Annotated in this window: 15 protein-coding genes and 1 pseudogene; 9 read left to right on the top strand and 7 right to left on the bottom strand. The window is 61.6% G+C overall.

Annotation, left to right across the window (positions count from 1 at the left end):
* Positions 1-11: 11 nt before the first annotated feature.
* The 4 genes from EA798_RS10415 to EA798_RS10400 are packed head-to-tail and all read right to left on the bottom strand — an operon-like array spanning position 12 to position 4997.
* Positions 12-2198 (bottom strand): urea transporter, encoded by a 2187-nt coding sequence (locus tag EA798_RS10415; protein ID WP_122098891.1) that lies wholly within the window; start codon positions 2196-2198, stop codon positions 12-14.
* Positions 2198-3628: a type III PLP-dependent enzyme domain-containing protein gene (locus EA798_RS10410; protein ID WP_147456782.1), complete on the bottom strand. Its 1431-nt coding sequence runs from the start codon at positions 3626-3628 to the stop codon at positions 2198-2200. The genes EA798_RS10415 and EA798_RS10410 overlap by 1 nt, the downstream gene beginning before the upstream one ends.
* 5 nt (positions 3629-3633) lie before the next feature.
* On the bottom strand, positions 3634-4707 hold the full coding sequence (locus EA798_RS10405) for an ATP-grasp domain-containing protein (protein WP_106156295.1): 1074 nt from the start codon (positions 4705-4707) through the stop codon (positions 3634-3636).
* On the bottom strand, positions 4704-4997 hold the full coding sequence (locus EA798_RS10400) for a PqqD family protein (protein WP_106156293.1): 294 nt from the start codon (positions 4995-4997) through the stop codon (positions 4704-4706). The genes EA798_RS10405 and EA798_RS10400 overlap by 4 nt, the downstream gene beginning before the upstream one ends.
* 231 nt (positions 4998-5228) lie before the next feature.
* Here EA798_RS10400 and EA798_RS10395 point away from each other — a divergent pair, with 231 nt between their 5' ends.
* Positions 5229-6785 carry an ABC transporter substrate-binding protein gene (locus tag EA798_RS10395; RefSeq protein ID WP_122098889.1) on the top strand — a complete coding sequence of 519 codons (1557 nt, stop codon included), beginning with the start codon at positions 5229-5231 and terminating at the stop codon, positions 6783-6785.
* Positions 6786-6839: 54 nt separating this feature from the next.
* Here EA798_RS10395 and EA798_RS10390 read toward each other — a convergent pair whose 3' ends face one another.
* The gene (locus tag EA798_RS10390) at positions 6840-7187 is read right to left on the bottom strand and encodes a hypothetical protein (protein ID WP_147456781.1); all 348 of its coding nucleotides are present in this window, start codon (positions 7185-7187) and stop codon (positions 6840-6842) included.
* Positions 7188-7716: 529 nt separating this feature from the next.
* Between EA798_RS10390 and EA798_RS20945 the strand changes: the two are divergent.
* Both EA798_RS20945 and EA798_RS20940 read left to right on the top strand, forming a co-directional pair.
* Positions 7717-8499, top strand: a pseudogene (locus EA798_RS20945) (MCP four helix bundle domain-containing protein); the annotation flags it as partial.
* Positions 8500-8568: 69 nt separating this feature from the next.
* Positions 8569-9357 carry a methyl-accepting chemotaxis protein gene (locus EA798_RS20940; RefSeq protein WP_420849545.1) on the top strand — a complete coding sequence of 263 codons (789 nt, stop codon included), beginning with the start codon at positions 8569-8571 and terminating at the stop codon, positions 9355-9357.
* A gap of 17 nt (positions 9358-9374) precedes the next feature.
* On the opposite strand, the gene EA798_RS10380 is transcribed toward EA798_RS20940, so the two are convergent.
* Positions 9375-9569, bottom strand: a complete 195-nt coding sequence (locus EA798_RS10380; RefSeq protein WP_122099125.1) for a hypothetical protein — start codon at positions 9567-9569, stop codon at positions 9375-9377.
* Between the two features lie 222 nt (positions 9570-9791).
* Between EA798_RS10380 and EA798_RS10375 the strand changes: the two genes are divergently transcribed.
* The 6 genes from EA798_RS10375 to EA798_RS10350 all read left to right on the top strand — a co-directional run bounded on the left by EA798_RS10375 (position 9792) and on the right by EA798_RS10350 (position 15248).
* Positions 9792-10709, top strand: coding sequence for an aldo/keto reductase (locus tag EA798_RS10375; protein WP_122098886.1), 918 nt, complete (start codon positions 9792-9794; stop codon positions 10707-10709).
* A 37-nt stretch (positions 10710-10746) separates the two neighbouring features.
* The gene (locus tag EA798_RS10370) at positions 10747-12057 is read left to right on the top strand and encodes an NTP/NDP exchange transporter (protein ID WP_122098885.1); all 1311 of its coding nucleotides are present in this window, start codon (positions 10747-10749) and stop codon (positions 12055-12057) included.
* 41 nt (positions 12058-12098) lie between these two features.
* On the top strand, positions 12099-12677 hold the full coding sequence (locus tag EA798_RS10365; protein WP_122098884.1) for an Sbal_3080 family lipoprotein: 579 nt from the start codon (positions 12099-12101) through the stop codon (positions 12675-12677).
* Between the two features lie 128 nt (positions 12678-12805).
* Entirely contained in the window at positions 12806-13228 is a 423-nt protein-coding gene (locus tag EA798_RS10360; protein WP_003281097.1) for an HPF/RaiA family ribosome-associated protein, read from the top strand.
* A gap of 119 nt (positions 13229-13347) precedes the next feature.
* The gene (locus EA798_RS10355) at positions 13348-13908 is read left to right on the top strand and encodes a histidine phosphatase family protein (protein ID WP_122098883.1); all 561 of its coding nucleotides are present in this window, start codon (positions 13348-13350) and stop codon (positions 13906-13908) included.
* 128 nt (positions 13909-14036) lie between these two features.
* Positions 14037-15248, top strand: coding sequence for an aldose 1-epimerase family protein (locus EA798_RS10350; protein WP_122098882.1), 1212 nt, complete (start codon positions 14037-14039; stop codon positions 15246-15248).
* Between the two features lie 497 nt (positions 15249-15745).
* Here EA798_RS10350 and EA798_RS10345 read toward each other — a convergent pair whose 3' ends face one another.
* Positions 15746-15958 (bottom strand): cold-shock protein, encoded by a 213-nt coding sequence (locus tag EA798_RS10345; RefSeq protein ID WP_106156271.1) that lies wholly within the window; start codon positions 15956-15958, stop codon positions 15746-15748.
* Between the last annotated feature and the right edge of the window lie 23 nt (positions 15959-15981).

Raw genomic sequence — 15981 nt, 5'->3', positions numbered from 1 at the left:
CTGAGCACCGCTCAGCGCCCGAAGGGCAGGCCTGGCTCGAACGAGATCAGTGTGTAAGTGATCCGCCCATGGGGGAAGTCGGCCTGCAGGAATACAGGGCCGCACAGGCGATCCAGGCGGCACTGCACACGTGTCGGTAACCAGGGCAGCGAGCCGTTCGTCTCGCTGATGATGCTCAGACCACGCCCTTCACTGTCCGGTGCTGCGATGCAATGACAACGAACCCGCACGAAGGGCTTGGAACGATAGGGCGCCAGAAACAGCGGCAGGCTGCCGCGCAGGCGTGATGCCAACAGCGGTGCGAGGTCATCCCATTTCATTCCCGGCGTGGCGGCGTAGGGTACTGACGGTACTGCCAGAGCCAGCAGCCAGAGCAGGGCTGAGCAGTTCTTCTGTACTTCGCCGACACGCCATGCGTCAGGTGACAGGTGCACGGTCATCATGCCACCGCGATCGCCCCGCAGCAGGTGCTGACCTGCGGCATCCAGCGTGACGCTCACCCGCTCGGTGTCGCCCTGATGGCCGAGGATATTGGGCACCGTGCCCTCCGTCTCGATACTCCACACGGCGATGCCCGGTGCAGCGCTGGCCAGCAACGCCTGGACGGCAGGGTTGGCTGGTGCCGGCGAAATCAGGCTTCCCTGCGGCGGCATCGCCGCCGAATGCCAATGCTGAAACGGTTGGCTGACATCGGGTGCCGAGAGGAAATTCGCCAGCTGAAACGGTATGGTCGATCCGCTCGGATCAGCGCCTGGCTGGCACTGCAGGTGCAAGTGTGGAGTTGGCGAGCGCCCGGAATTACCGATCCGGCCAATGAATGCGCCGACTTCGACCCGTGCGCCGGGGCCTACCAGGATCGAGCCCTGCTGCAGGTGTGCCAGTAATGCCCGGCCACCCTGATCAAGGCGGATAATCACGAAGTTGCCCCAGTTATCGGCGTAGTTGCAGATGCCCGTCGGGTTGTCGCTGACCCCGTCATGGATGCGCTCGACATAGCCGGACGCCGGCGCCATGACCATACCGTCGTACAGGCCCGGCTCGACGACCGCTACGGGTTGGAAATCCAGGGCATGGCGCCAGGGCCCGACGTGGCTGAGCAGGCCGTTCTCGCCTTGGGTGATGCGCGATTTGCCGCACAACGGCACGATGAGGAAAGGCCCCCTGCCGCTGCGACGCGACCAGTAGTCCAGGCGCTGCCAGGCTGTTTCCGGGGGCAGGTGCGTGGTGCGATTGCGCCGCACGAGAAAGTTTTCGGTGACGCCTACGGCGCTGAGCGCCACCCAGATCGCCAGAGCCGATGCCAGCGGCAGATAGCCGATCGCGGTGTAGGGCGACAGATGCTGAAAGCCCGCGGCCAGCAAAGCGGCCGCGGCTCCGCCGAGCGCTGCCAAGAGCAGGCTGATACGGCTGGGGACCAGGAAGATGGCTCCCAGAGCAGCACCCGCGAGAAAAAAGTTGTAGGCCGTTGGCATCCAGTAGAACACCACGCCCAGCTTATTGAGCTGGGTGGCCGTGATGATTCCGGCGATCCAGCCCAGGGTGCCGGCCACGAACGCCAGGCGCGACCAGAGCAGGATCGCCAGCGCGATGATGATGCCTACGCCCAGGGTCGGTGAGAACAGCAGGGCGCCCAATGTGCGGAAATAGGTGATCAGCCATTGCTGGGGCGTTTCGGGTACCGGCCACCACTGCATCGCCGTCACGCCCGAGAGGGTCCAGTGCGGGAAGATGGCGAAGAGAAGCACCGAAACCACGCAATAGGCGACCACCAGCGGTGGAAGCCCGGCTTTGACGAGCGGGCGCAGGGTTGCAGTCGCCAATATCGTCGTGGCGGCGACGGTGCAGGTCACCACCAGAATCTGCGCTTCGACGGCGAGCCCGGAGTGTTCGGTCAGCCAGGTTGCAGCCACTGCCGAGAGCAGGGCGTTGGCCTTGAGGTTGCCCTCGGCGGTGGAGTGGTCGCGGATCTGGAACAGCCGCAGGATGCCCTCGGCCAGTACCGCGCCGAACAACGCGAAAGCGGCGAACCGCAAGTTCTGAAACAGACCCAGCCAGAGCAGCGCACCGATCCACGGATGCGGGATCATGAAGGCGCCACCCAGGGCCGGTCCGAGGATGGAAACCAGGGGCGTTGTGAAGCGGTGAGCCGTGCGCAGCGATGCGCTTCGCGGCCCGCTCCCGGCGTATTCGCTGTCCATCAGTTGGCCGCCAGCCGTGAGGGCAAACGCTCCAGGCGCTGTACATCGTCAAGCGATTCGGCAGGCTTGATCAGCTCCGGCGTGCCGTTTTCATCGATCAGCACGATCGCCGGTCGATAGGAGATGAACTGCATCGACTGGCTGACGTTGTACGCGCCGACTGGATGAATGCTGAGTACGTCCCCCAGCTCGAGCGGTGGCAGGTCCACCTGTTCGCGAATGACGTCGATGGCCATGCACAGGGACCCATAGATACGCGATGGCACCGGAGCAGCTGCGACCAGGCGAGACGGGCGGACGTCGAAGCGATACCAGGCAGCGGTGTAGAGCAAGTTGATGCCGGCGTCGGCGACATAGCTGACTTTCGGATCTTCACCGAGAACCAGTTGTTCCTTGTAGTCCCGTGCGGAAAGGCTTTCAGCTTCGACGCGGGAGCGATGCATACCCTTGACTGCCACGATGCTGGTGAGCAGGTAGCCTGCTTCGTCGACGATGTGGCGCCCGGACTCCAGACGCAGCAGTGGTCGTTTCTTTTCCGGCAGCCTGTTCAACACCTCGGTGATCGCGTCGGCGTAAGCCTCGATTGGCGGCACGACCTGTTCAGCCGGGCCGGCCATCCCGTGAAGCAGGCTGTTGGAGGGAAAACCACCACCCAGATCGAGACACTCTATCTGATGATGATGACGTTCATGGATGGCGTCGCGCAGTGCCAGCAGCTTCTGCGTAGCGGTCCGGTAGGCCTCCGGCGCAAGGATGTAGGTGCCGATATGCGTGTGCAGGGTGTGCAGCCGGAGATTGGGATTCTTCACGATGCGTGTTGCTGCCCGTTCGGCCTCGCCGTTGGCCAGGGCAAAACCGAACTTGGACCATACCGGCCGTATACCGGCATCCAGCCAGACCCGAATGCCGACATCCAGCGGCTGCTTGCGGTCCTTCGTCAGCTCTTCGATCAGGCTGAGCTCATCCCAGTTGTCGATGTGCAGCAGAGCACCTTCGTCGATCGCCCGTTCAAGTATGTGGCGTGGCTTGTAGGGACCGTTGAAGATGATCTCCGAGCCCGCGAAGCCCAGCTGCCGGGCCTTCTCATACTCGAAGTCGGAAACCACCTCGGCAATCCAGCCCTCCTGCCGCAGGATGCTGCAGATGCTGTTGAGGTTGTTGGTCTTGAACGACCAGGCGAAGCTGGTTTTCGGATAGCGTCGTTTGAACGCTTCGCGGGCGTGACGCGCCTTGTTGCGCAGGGCGTGCTCGGAAAAAACGAACAAGGGCGAGCCGAACTCGGCAACCAGCGCGGGGATGGGGTTGCCGTCTATCTCGAAGAGTGCGGGAACGTGCATGCCACGCGCGTAGTAATTGCGGTCCACTGCGGCGTTGGGGTTATTGCTGCCCAGTTCACCGCTGATCATGGGTTGGGAGTAATCGTGGCTCACGTGGATCACCTTGAGGTTGGCTGGCCGTCGGCTGTTACGCTGGCGCGTTCGCCGGTAATGGTCATTTGGGCGACGTCGGCGATATCGGTCACGACGTCGATGCTGTGGCGTATGAACATCTGGCCCGGCTTACAGCTGGTTAACGGCCGCGGAGGAAGATTCTGCAATTGCTCCAGCAGTCGCGCGGGCAGGTTGCAGCCGACCTGGGAAGGGAAATCCACCCAGGCTGGAAAACGGGGGTTCATTTCGAACAAGGCGTGAGGTCTGCCGGGCACCTTGATGAACTCCAGCTCGAAAGGGCCCGCCCAGCGCAACGCACCGATGAAACGGGCAACAAGCTCGTCCAGCTCGGGGTCGGCAATGACCACACCGGCAAACCCTTTGCCGGCCGATGTCCGCAGCATCTTTCTGATCGAGCAGGATGCGATCAGACCACCCTGGCCATCACCCAGGCCGACGATGTCGTATTCCTCGCCGACCACCATCTCCTGCACCAGTACCGGGCCGCCCCAGACGCGGATGATTTCGTCGAATGCGGCATAAAGTTCTTTGGGTGTTGTCGCCAGATGCGCCTCGTAGAAGCGGCCCTTCACGTAGACCGGATAGCCGATCTGCAATGCCAGCGCAGCGAGCGTATCCGGATCATTGGCTGCCAGGGTTCGCGGCGTCGGCACGCCGAGCGAGCTGCAGAAATCGTAGAGATTGGCCTTGGCTCGATCGTCGAGCGCCTGCTTGGTCGGCATCAGGCAGCCTATGCCACGTTTGTGCAGCTCCGGTTGCAGCTCTATGTAGTTGTCCAGCTCCGAATCCAGGCACGGAATGATGTAATCGATGGCCTCGCGGGCGAGTATTTCGTCCAGCCGATCCAGCGTGGCCTGTGCACCGGCGCCAGGGAACGGAATCAGGTACGCCGCATCGGGGCGCCCCAGGTCATGGCAATACAACCCGCTCTCGAGCGGATCGTAAGACAGGCCGATGATTCGAACGTCCGGAAAGCTACGACGCAGTCCGGCGGCTACGGCTGCGCCCGGCTGTGGGTTATTGCCACGATGGAGGCCGGTAATTGCGACGCTGGTCATGATCTGCCCGCCTTGGTGTCGAAAAGCCGATCCAGGGGTTCCATTGCCGCAAGATTGTTTATGAACAATTGGGCATCGCGGGTTGCTGTTGCGTTATCCAGACGATAACGCTCTACAAGCAAGTGCGGCAGCTCGCTAGGGCTGGCCCCGGAATCGAGCGCGCGCAACATATAACTAGCGACAGGGTTTAGTCGGAAAAACATTCCCGAAACAACATCAAAAACAAACTCGTCGCCATAGAAGCGCAGTCGGCTTGCCGATTCGCCTGCCGGCGGGATCTGATTGCTCATGGTAATTGCCTAATAAGGCGTTGCGCCGAAGGTATGAATAGATGTGGTTAACATTATACGGACTAAAAAAAAAGACAAGAATTGATTTTTGTCATGCGTTCGTAGTTTTCATTGTTGCGCTTGAAAAGCTTGATCCGGATCAGCTTGTCGGCTAGAAAAGAGAGTATCTATATTTTAAGTAAAATTTGGAGCGCCAGTAGGCGGTCTTTTGGACAGGCTCAGGAGGCCGGCATGATCCACAGAAAACTGTTCACCTTATCTGCCTTGGCTGCCGCCGTGCTGCTCAGTGGCTGCGCGGACAAACTGGTCGTGGCTTCCCACGCACGGCTCACCAGCCTTGATCCGGTCACCAGTACTGCTTATGTCACGCGTAGTCACGGCTACATGATCTATGACACGTTATTCGCACTTGACGAGAATCTGACGCCGCGACCGCAAATGGTGGAGAAATGGACATCATCAAGTGACTTGAAAACCTGGACGTTTACACTTCGGGAAGGTTTGAAGTGGCACGATGGTAGTCCGGTTACAGCGGAGGATTGCGTTGCATCATTACAGCGCTGGGCTCAGCGTGACGGTAATGGCCAGCAGTTGTTCAAGAATATTGAAAGTTTGAAAGCCGATGATCAGCATACTTTCACCATTGTTTTGAAAGAGCCGGATCTGAGTATTGTTCCAACACTGGCAAAGGCTTCGGTAAACGTTCCATTCATGATGCCCAAGCGTATTGCGCAGACTGACGCCTTTACCCCAATTACCGAAACTATCGGCTCGGGCCCGTTCATCTACAAGGCGAGCCAGAAGACCGCAGACACGGCGGTATATGTCCGCAACCCGGACTACGTACCGCGGCGCAATCCTTCCTCACTGGCGGCGGGGGCGAAGGTGCCCATGGTTGATGTCGTCAAGTGGCAGTATTTTCCGAATCAGGAAGATGCAGTCCGCAAATTGATCGATGGCAAGGTTGACTACGTGGAGTCGCCATCGACCAGCCTGGTGTCCCTGATGGAAGGCAACGAGGACATTACCGTAGCCTCGACCGACCCACTGGGTAACGTCGCCATGGCGCGCTTCAACCACCAGCAGGCCCCCTTCAACAATGCCGGTGTTCGCCGAGCGGTGCTGATGGCGATGCAGCAAGACGCCTACATGTCCGCGGCGCTGGGTGATGCGCGGTACTGGCGCAACTGTTACTCGGTCTTCCCTTGCGGAACGCCGCTGGCCAACGAAGCGGGCAGTGAGGTGATGAAGACGGGCGATCTCCAGGCGGCTAAACAAGCGCTGAAGGATGCCGGTTATGACGGTACGCCCGTCGTGTTGCTCAACCCAACCGATATGCCAGTCATGGCGGCATTCACCAGGGTGACAGCCGACTTGCTGCAGGAGCTGGGCATGGCCGTGCAGGTCCGCGACATGGACTGGGCCACCATGCTTGAGCAGCGTGAGCGTCGTGTTCCGGTCGCTGACGGAGGCTGGAGCATGTTCCACACCTGGTGGAACGCCGCGGACCTCGTCGATACTTCGGCCATCGCATTTTCCGGCGACGCCAAGGCTGGCTGGTATGGCTGGGCGGAAGACGCCGAACTGGAGCAGCTGCGTGCTGCAGCGGCAAAAGCGACCGGTGCACAGAAGGCCGCGCTGGCCGAGCGCATCCAGCAGCGGCTGTGGGACATCGGTGCGTTCGGCGTGTTGGGCCAGTTCTTCGAGCCTGTCGCCTTCCGTGCTGACCTGCAGGGAATCACTTCGCCGATGCAGTTCTACTGGGGTGTTTCTCACGAAGAGAAGTAGCCCTGGCTGCGCGAACAAGGCCCGCTTCGGCGGGCCTTGTTCGTTCATGGACGATCACTGGTTCGGATAGGGTTTGATCCAGCCGGACAGCTCGAAGAACAGGTCTCCCAAAGCGCGATAGGGCCCGGCAGCCGGACTCCAGCGGTCGACCAGGTGATAGCGTCCGCGATCATTGCCTTCAATCACCCATTGCCCGCCGTGGCTGCCGTAAAGATTGCCTGAGGTCGGAAGACGCCAGAACTCGGCGTTCTTCAATGCCGTTTGCAGCCTGATCCAGTCACCGTTATCGAGCCGTCTGTGGGTATAGCCGGTCAGACTGCCTGGGTCGGTGCCGCCCCAGCCGGACAACTGGAATGCGTACAGCATGATCACATCGCCCGTGCGTGTGATGCGGATCGCCACGGGATGTCCCTGACTGTTGAGCCAAAGCAGTCGGTAGCTCTGTGCTTCAGCCGCGTGGCCGCAGGACAGCGACGGCTCCCCGATGCGCGCCAAGGGCATCGAGTACCACAGCCGGCGCTCTTCGTCAGAGGCTGGGTAATGTCTGGGAAAGCTATCGATGGGAAAGTAGTAGTCCGAGCCCGAGCACACTGCCGACGGTGGCCGGCTCTGACATCCAGGGAGCGCAAGCACGAGGCCCAGCGCAATCATGCGCAGCGCTGTCTGCGGTGCTGAAGCCATGAACCCAACCATGCATGTATGTCCGTTCGAACGACGATAGCCCCACTATGGGCCATTGCGTCTGTAGTTCACTGACCAGACTCAAGCGCATGCCATTTCATGGCCGGCACGATGCACGCCTGAATGTGCGCCGGTGGCTGCTGAGATGTAATCAGGTCATTGCCCGCGGTCGTGCGATTGTCGACCGGCGGCATGGTGCCGCAGGCGTTGCTGCCGATAGTGTGGATAGGCGTCCTGCAGGAGCGACATCATGCCCCGTTTTTTTACCGACCTAGGCTTTCGCTGGAAAATAACCCTGCCCATCGTGGCGCTGGCCTTGTTGTTGGTGCTGATGGGGGCTTTCGGGATGCGTGGCATCGAGCGCGTCGCGGACTCCAGCGAAGTGCTCACCGAGCGACATCTACCCGCTATCGGCCTGCTGCTCAATGCCGACCGTGACCTTTATCAGGCCTTCGTCGCTGAGCGAAGCCTGCTCGGCGGTAACTCCGAAGCGCATGCGCATGCGCAGGCGCTCAAGGCGACTCACGCGGAGAATCTCAAGCAGGCTTATGACCGGGTGCAAAAGTACGCGGCCATGCAGCCCGGTGCGGAGGCACTGGCGTTGGTCGAGCAGTTCAATCGGGGCTTTCAGCAGTGGGCGGCAGTATCCCAGCGCGTTATCGAACAGGTCGATGTCGACCTCCAGGCCGCGAGTGCGTTGAGCTTCGGCGACAGTGAGGCCCGCTTCGATACCATGCGTGATGCCATCGACAAGCTGGGCGAGCTCGAGGAGGCCGCTGCTGAGAGCGAAGGTAAGGAGGCCATTGCTGAAGGTGCAGCCACCGCCAGGCAGCAGGGCGCCGTACTGGTAATCGGCCTGATTGGTTGTGTGCTGTTGATACTGGGTTTGCCGATGGTGGTGTTGCATCCGATGCGTCGGCTGCTCGAGCGTTTGACGCAGATCGCGGACGGTGACGGCGATCTGCGCGTCCGCCTGGAAGTGCGTTCGGCCGATGAGCTGGGGCAGCTCGGCAGCGCCTTCAATCGTTTTCTCGACAAGCTGCAGCCGCTGATTGCCGAGGTCGGCCGGGTTACGGGCGAGGTCGAGACCGCTGCACGCGGCATGGCTGCCATGGCTGAAACCAACGATCAGTTGATCAGCAGCGAGCACGCTGCGGTCGACCAGGTCACGACGGCGGCTACCGAAATGAGCGCAGCCGTGCATGAAGTCGCGCTCAATGCGCAGAACGCATCGGACGCCGCGCGTGCGGCGGAGACGCAGTCACGCCAGGGCGCGTCGGTGGTCAGCAGCACTATCCAGTCGATCCGCCAGCTGGCCCAGGAGGTCGAAGGCGCGTCGCAGACCATCGGTGCGCTTGCCGAGGAAACCGCCAGCATCGGCGCGGTGCTCGAAGTGATTCGCGGCATCGCCGAGCAGACCAATCTGCTCGCGCTCAACGCCGCCATCGAGGCCGCGCGCGCCGGTGAGCAGGGCCGTGGTTTCGCCGTGGTGGCCGACGAGGTGCGGGCGCTGGCCGCGCGCACGCAGGATTCGACCAAGGATATCCAGGCGCGTATCGAACGCCTGCAGAGTGGCGTCGGTAGGGCGGTGCAGGCGATGCAGACCGGTAGCGACAAGGCGCGAGACAGTGTCGAGCGGGCCTCGGGCGTCGATCAGGTGCTGGCGGAAACCTCCGTGTCGGTGCAGCGCATCAACGACATGGCCGCCCAGATCGCCACCGCGTGCGAGGAGCAGAGCAGCGTCACCGAGGAAATCGCGCGCAACATCACCGATATCCGTGATCTGTCCAACGAGGCGGCCACTTATTCCTCGCAGAGCATGCTCGCCAGCCAGCAGCTGTCCGGGCTGTCGAAAACGCTGGCGGAACTGGTCGGCCGTTTCCGCACCTGAGGCCGGGCATGCTGCCGCTACAGCGAGCCCCACAGCAGCCGGCCCAGGCCCCTGTCGTGCGGCAGCAGGAGCAGGCTGAGAATGAACACCAGCAGCAGCCCGACGGCATAGCAGAGGCTGCTCAGCCAGAAGCGTGCACGGGGCGTGCGCGACGCCGCAGGTGCCTTGCCGTCGGGGCTCGGCTGGCGCGACTGGGGTAGGTTGCAGGACATGCTCGTCTCGCCAGTTATCAAGCTGCCGTCAACGCAGCAGGCATCGGAAGCGGCGCAGTAAAGCGCAAACAGAGGCATATTGCCACTACTGCGGCGTCGCTTCCGTATACCTCGCGTCGCTCTGAAACATCAGGAAAAGCTCCGTACGTCGCCGGGCCGGTATCGCGCAATGACTCGACCATACTCAGAGGTCGATACCGCAACCGACCGGAGACTCCGCCCATGCCGACGCGCCGCCAGATCATTCAACGTTCAGCCGTGGCCGCAGCGCTGCTGGCGCTCGGTCCGCTGCTGCCGTCGCTGGTGCGGGCTGCCGAGGCGCTGCGTCGACGCGAGATCCCTTCCACCGGCGAGGCGCTTCCGGTAATCGGACTCGGTACATCGATCACCCACAATACGAGCCTGGGCGACCCACAGATGGAGCGCCTGCTCGAGGTGCTGCGCGTGCTGATCGAAGGCGGTGCCTCGCTGATCGACACTGCGCCGAGCTACGGCAATGCCGAGCGGGTCGTCGGCGAACTGGTCAAGCGTCACGGTCAACGCGACAAGGTCTTCCTTGCCAGCAAGGTATCGTCGAGCGGACGTGAGCGCGGCATGGCGCAGATCGAGGCGAGCTTCGAGGCGCTGCAGACCGACACCATCGACCTGATCCAGGTGCACAACCTGCAGGACACCGGCACCCAGCTCGGCCTGCTGCGTGAACTCAAGCAGGAGGGGCGGGTGCGCTACATCGGCGTGACGCACTATCTGGAGTCCGCGCATGACCGTCTGCTGGAAACGCTGAAGCAGGAGCCGGTCGATTTCGTCCAGTTCAACTACTCGGTCAGCGAGCGCAACGCCGAGAAACAGTTGCTGCCGTACTGTGCCGACAACGGCATCGCTACGCTGATCAACCGGCCGTTCACCCGGGGCAATCTGCTCTCCCGCGTCAGGGACAAGCCGTTGCCGGCCTGGGCTGCGGAGATCGATGCCAGCTCCTGGGCGCAGCTGCTGCTCAAGTTCATCCTCGCCGAGCCGGCGGTGACGGCGGTCATTCCAGCCACCTCGAACCCGCGCTACATGGCCGACAACCTGCTCGCCGGTCAGGGCCGGCTGCCGGATCAGCGTCAGCGGCAACTGATCGTCGAAGCGTTCCGCTGACTGCCGCGGCAGCCGTCTGCCATCTACCGGAGGTCGGATGTCCACGTCGCTAGCCACGCGCTGTGCAGCCTCGATCAATGCCCGTCCCGGCGAACTGCGCGCGGCGCTGGCCGGTTTTGGCCTGTTCTTCTGCCTGTTTGCCGGCTATTTCATGCTGCGGCCGATTCGCGAGTCGATGGGCATTCAGGGCGGCGTCGAGAACCTGCACTGGCTGTTCACGGCGACCTTCGTCGCCATGCTGGTGGCGGTCCCGCTGTTCGCCTGGCTCAACTCGCGTGTCGCGCGGATTCATTACATCGACTGGGTCTACGGCTTCTTCTGCATCAATCTGCTGCTGTTCGCCGGATTGTTCTTCCTGCTGCGCGACAGCATCTGGCTGGCGCGGGTGTTCTACGTGTGGATATCGGTCTACAACCTGTTTGTGGTGTCGGTCGCCTGGAGCCTGATGGCCGACGTGTTCGACGCGCCCCAGGCACGCCGGTTGTTCGCGTTCATCGCGGCCGGAGCGAGCGTTGGCGGGCTGCTCGGGCCAGCGCTCAGTGCATTGCTGGTGGGTGTGTTAGGACAGTTTGGTCTGATGCTGCTGGCAGCGCTGTTGCTGGTCGCCGCGGTGGCCATCAAGTACTACCTGATGGCGTGGCGCGAGGTGCTGGGCGCCGGGCGTCCCGGTGCCGAACATGCCGAGAGCCCGAAACGCCCGGTTGCCGGTAATCCATTCAGCGGCCTGACCCGGGTGCTGGGCTCGAACTACCTGCTCGGCGTTGCCGCATTCGTGCTGCTGCTGACCACGGCGAGTACCTTTCTCTATTTCGAGCAGGCACGGCTGGTTGCCGAGCTGTTCCCTGACCGCGCCGAGCAGGTACGCGTGTTTGGCGCGATCGATTTCGTGGTGCAGGCCGGCGCGCTGTTGTCGCAGCTGTTCATTACTGGACGGATCGCCCAGCGGCTTGGCGTGCGCGTGTTGCTCGCTGCCGTGCCGGCACTCGTCTGCCTGGGCTTCATCGGGCTGGCGCTGGCACCGACGTTTGCCGTACTGGCCGCGGTGATGATCGTCCGCCGCATCGGCGAGTACGCCTTCGTCCGTCCCGGCCGCGAAATGCTTTTTGCCCCGCTGGATGCCGAGAGCAAGTACAAGGCGAAGAACTTCATCGACACGGTCGTCTATCGCGGCGGCGATGCTCTGAGCGGCTGGGCCAAGAGCCTGCTCGACAGCCTCGGTCATGGCGCCTGGCTGGTCGCGCTGGTCGGTGCCTTTTGTGCAGCGGTATGGGCTGTGGTGGGCTGGCTCCTTGGCGGCCAGGCGGATCGGGCCAGCAAGCGAACCGACAAGACTCGTCATTCTGCTTGATGGCACAATGCCGTCTCTTTGGTTCTAGACAGGACGTCAATATGCGCGCCGCGCCGCTGCCAGTGCTTTTCGCCATGCTTTTCATAACCGGCTGCAGTATCAAGCAGACCGTCACTCCTGCCAGTCTTTCGGCCGAGCTTGCGCCCGAGATCTGCACCATTCCGGCTGTCGGACTCCGTGCCGGCTTCAATACGACTTATCAGCAATTGCTTCGAGACAAGGGCTTCACGACCCGGCAGCTCGCTGCGGGCAGCAGCCCGACGAGCTGCCCGTTAAGCACTGCCTACACTGGCACATGGCGCTGGGACTTGCTGTTGTATATGAGCTATGCCGACATTCGCGTCTATGAAAATGGCCGCCAGGTAGGCCAGGCGGAGTATGACGCTCGCTGGGGCGGCGGACGACCAGACAAGTTCATCAGCGCCGAGGACAAGATCGCCGAACTGACCCATCAGCTATTCCCTCACGGCGCCCAGGGCCTCGGTGCGGTTGCAGAGAACCCGGTAGAAGTGCCTCTGAGCAAAGTTGCTTATCGCCAGCATCAACTCAAGCAGCTGATGAGTGAGAACCTGCCATACGATCAGTACCGCCAGCGCTACCACGAACTGATGCAGGATTGAGCGACCTGAAGAACCCGCTTTTTTGCGACCTGCAGCCCGACTCGCTCGTAACCGGACGAAGCACCTGAACCTCGAAGCCGCGTATGCCTCGAACCCTAGTAGGTACGTCATCTATCAGGAGTAGTCGTATGCATGTTCAGGTCAATAGCAACCATATTCCCGGCAGTGTCGAGCTGCACGAGTGGGTCGGCTCGACCGTAGAGGATCGTCTCGAGCGTTTCGACGACTTCCTCACCCGTGTCGAAGTCCACATCAGTGATGAAAACGCGCAGAAGGCAGGCGCCGATGACAAGCGTTGCCAGATCGAGGCGCGGCCCAAGGGCCATCAGGCCGTGTCCGTGACGCACAAGGCCGAATCGTTGCAGCTTGCGGTCGATGGAGCGGCGGACAAGATGCAGCATGCGCTGGCAAATCTGATGGGCAAGCTGGACACCCGCGTACTGTCCAGCGGTGAGTTGAATGATCCACTGCTCGATGAACAGCCGCAGGCCGTCAAGGATGCGATGCTCGAGGAGGAATTCCTGGAAAAGCAGGACGAGCTGGACAAGTGATGCCGTCGCCCCGGCTGTTTGCCGGGGCGATTCATTTCAAATTTCCTGGCTACATCCTCTCCAAGCCGTAGCGGAAGCAAGCCCGCCTGGCCTGTCCGTTTCCTATTCGGTTGACGCTCATGCAGATCATTCTTGTGCGGCACGGCAGACCCGACCATGGCGCCGCGCGCTGGAGCACGCCCAAAGGCATGAAGACCTGGGTCGAGCGCTACAACGCTGCCGATGTCGTCGCCGCCGAGCGCCCGGACAGCCTGGTCGCGCTGGCAGAGTCGGTCGGTATCGTCGTCTGCAGCTCCCTGCAGCGCTGCATCGAATCACGCTCGTATCTGGACTGCGACTGCTGTGAGCTGCCCGATCCGCTGTTCGCCGAACCGCACCTGCCGTATCCGGACTGGGGCCTGCCATTGTTGCCGTCGCGCTTCTGGCGCCTGGCGTTTCGTGCAGCCTGGTTCATGGGCTTCGCCAGCCATACCGAGCACATCCGGGAATCCACCCGGCGTGCCAGCGCAGCGGCTGATCGCTTGATCGAGCTGGCCGAGGCCAATGACAGCGTGCTGCTGATGGGGCACAAGATCATGAATGCGCTGATCGCCCGGCAGCTCCGTCAGCGCGGCTGGCGTGGTCCCGCGCTGCCGCTGCTGACCGGCTACTGGCAGCCGAGTCGCTACACCAAGGCGTAAGGCCTGGCCCCTGAGCTCCCGCGTCGCACCCGCCTGTAATCACCTTTCGTCATCGGAAAGCGCTTTGGCTTGCCAGATGAAACGTTTCAGCTACCTTGAGCAGGAGTCAAAACAACAAAGGAATATCCATGATGCGTTTGCAGCTTCTCCTCGGCCTGGGCATCTGCCTGGCCACCCCTGCCATGGCCTGGGAACAGGTGCTGATCGACCACGACAAACCCGCGGAAAACTGGCGCGTCACCAGCGAGCAGCTGGGTATCGATGCGCCAAAGCCGTTTTCGGTCAGCATGCGGACCTTGCATGGCGGCCGGCAGGAAGGCGTCAGTCTGATCGAGATCGACAATGGCAGCATGCGCATGACCGTTGTGCCCACGCGGGGCATGAACGTCCTGGAAGCCGTCGCGGGCGACGTTCGCCTGGGCTGGGATTCCCCGGTGGATGAAGTGGTCAATCCGGCCTTTATCGAGCTCAATGGGCGTGGCGGGCTGGGCTGGCTGGAGGGTTTCAACGAGCTGGTCACGCGCTGCGGCTTCGAGTGGGTCGGTCATCCGGGCGAAGACAATGGCGAACTGCTCACGCTGCATGGCCGTGCGGCCAATATTCCGGCCTCGCGGGTGGTGCTGCAGATCGATGAAAAGCCCCCCCATGCCATTCGCTTGCGGGGCGAGCTGCAGGAAAAGGCGTTCAAGAAACTCGACTTCGCGATTCTCACCGAGCTCAGCACCGAGCCGGGTCGTGCCGGTTTCTCGCTGCACGACACGCTGACCAACCAGGGTGACTACGCCAAGGAATATCAGGCGCTGTACCACACCAACTTCGGCACGCCGCTGCTGGAGGAGGGCGCACGCTTCGTTGCGCCGGTCAAACAGGTCTCACCCTTCAATGCCCGTGCCGCGAAAGAGCTGAATGACTGGCAGCGCTACGGCGGCCCGACCAAGGATTATGACGAGACGGTCTTCAACGTGGTGCCCTATGCGGACGAGCAGGGCGATACCCTGACCATGCTGCACAACCAGGCCGGCAATCTTGGCGTCAGTGTGGGCTTCAATACCGGCGAATTGCCGGTGTTCTCGCTGTGGAAGAACACCGATACCGAGAAGCAGGGCTACGTGACCGGGCTGGAGCCGGGCACCAGCTATTCCTACAACCGCCGTTATCAGCGGCCGCTCGGGCTGGTGCCGAAGATCGAACCGGGCGAGCAGAAGCATTTCCGCGTGCACTACGAACTGTTGGCCGATAGCGCCGCGGTAGACAAGGCACGCAAACAGATCGAAGCGTTGCAGGGCGGGCGCGATACGGAGACACGCAAGACCCCGCTGGTTGATCTCAACAAGGACTAATACGCCATCAGCCGGACCTTTATCCTGCCGGTCCCCCGTCAGGGGATCGGGCGCCAGGAAAATCTACGTGAATGGCTGTCGATGGCTCTGCTTAAGGGGCCCCGGCGCTGCTGAAGGGCCGATAGTCAGTGCGCAAGGGATCCTGGTGCACAGGTATAGCGAAAGGCTTACAAGAAGCTGCGACGTTCTCCACTTCTGCCAAGCATGGCATGTAATTAATCTACACCCACTCTGAAGCGCAGGAAGCGCTCAGGATCAGGAAGATCGACCATTGCCAGGACGGCACTCGAAGGGACTTCGGAAAGGTCAGAAAAAACCCGCTTCGGCGGGTTTTTGCTTTTTGGCCGTGTCACGTGTGTAAGCGCGGCTGGGCTTGTCCGGTTCCCGCTGTTGTTCGGCCACTTGTCATCCTTTCAATCAGCCGAATTCAGCGCCGTGCCATTTATCACGGACGAAAAAAAGCCCCGCCGAAGCGGGGCTTTTTTATATCAGGCGTCTTAGCAGACTTGAACCTGATCGGCCTGCATTCCTTTCTGGCCTTTGGTAGCCATGAAAGAAACCGCTTGGCCTTCGCTCAGGCTTTTGAAGCCTGTGCTTTCGATTGAACGATAATGGACGAAAAGATCTTCGCTACCATTGGTCGGCGTAATAAAGCCGAAACCTTTTTCATCGTTGAACCACTTAACTGTGCCATTTTGACGAGTAGACATGAGTATCTCCAGGGTGTTTTAAG

The organism is Pseudomonas songnenensis (assembly GCF_003696315.1).
In the GTDB taxonomy this organism is placed as follows: domain Bacteria; phylum Pseudomonadota; class Gammaproteobacteria; order Pseudomonadales; family Pseudomonadaceae; genus Stutzerimonas; species Stutzerimonas songnenensis.
Note: the sequence above shows the minus strand (reverse complement) of the source record. Positions and strands in the feature narration are given on the sequence as shown.

Excerpts from the sequence above, each read along its gene's own strand:
- EA798_RS10415 (WP_122098891.1), bottom strand. The coding sequence starts at position 2,198 with ATGGACAGCGAATACGCCGGGAGCGGGCCGCGAAGCGCATCGCTGCGC.
- EA798_RS10405 (WP_106156295.1), bottom strand. The coding sequence starts at position 4,707 with ATGACCAGCGTCGCAATTACCGGCCTCCATCGTGGCAATAACCCACAG.
- EA798_RS10400 (WP_106156293.1), bottom strand. The coding sequence starts at position 4,997 with ATGAGCAATCAGATCCCGCCGGCAGGCGAATCGGCAAGCCGACTGCGC.
- EA798_RS10395 (WP_122098889.1), top strand. The coding sequence starts at position 5,229 with ATGATCCACAGAAAACTGTTCACCTTATCTGCCTTGGCTGCCGCCGTG.
- EA798_RS20940 (WP_420849545.1), top strand. The coding sequence starts at position 8,569 with ATGGCTGCCATGGCTGAAACCAACGATCAGTTGATCAGCAGCGAGCAC.
- EA798_RS10380 (WP_122099125.1), bottom strand. The coding sequence starts at position 9,569 with ATGTCCTGCAACCTACCCCAGTCGCGCCAGCCGAGCCCCGACGGCAAG.
- EA798_RS10375 (WP_122098886.1), top strand. The coding sequence starts at position 9,792 with ATGCCGACGCGCCGCCAGATCATTCAACGTTCAGCCGTGGCCGCAGCG.
- EA798_RS10370 (WP_122098885.1), top strand. The coding sequence starts at position 10,747 with ATGTCCACGTCGCTAGCCACGCGCTGTGCAGCCTCGATCAATGCCCGT.
- EA798_RS10365 (WP_122098884.1), top strand. The coding sequence starts at position 12,099 with ATGCGCGCCGCGCCGCTGCCAGTGCTTTTCGCCATGCTTTTCATAACC.
- EA798_RS10360 (WP_003281097.1), top strand. The coding sequence starts at position 12,806 with ATGCATGTTCAGGTCAATAGCAACCATATTCCCGGCAGTGTCGAGCTG.
- EA798_RS10355 (WP_122098883.1), top strand. The coding sequence starts at position 13,348 with ATGCAGATCATTCTTGTGCGGCACGGCAGACCCGACCATGGCGCCGCG.
- EA798_RS10350 (WP_122098882.1), top strand. The coding sequence starts at position 14,037 with ATGATGCGTTTGCAGCTTCTCCTCGGCCTGGGCATCTGCCTGGCCACC.
- EA798_RS10345 (WP_106156271.1), bottom strand. The coding sequence starts at position 15,958 with ATGTCTACTCGTCAAAATGGCACAGTTAAGTGGTTCAACGATGAAAAA.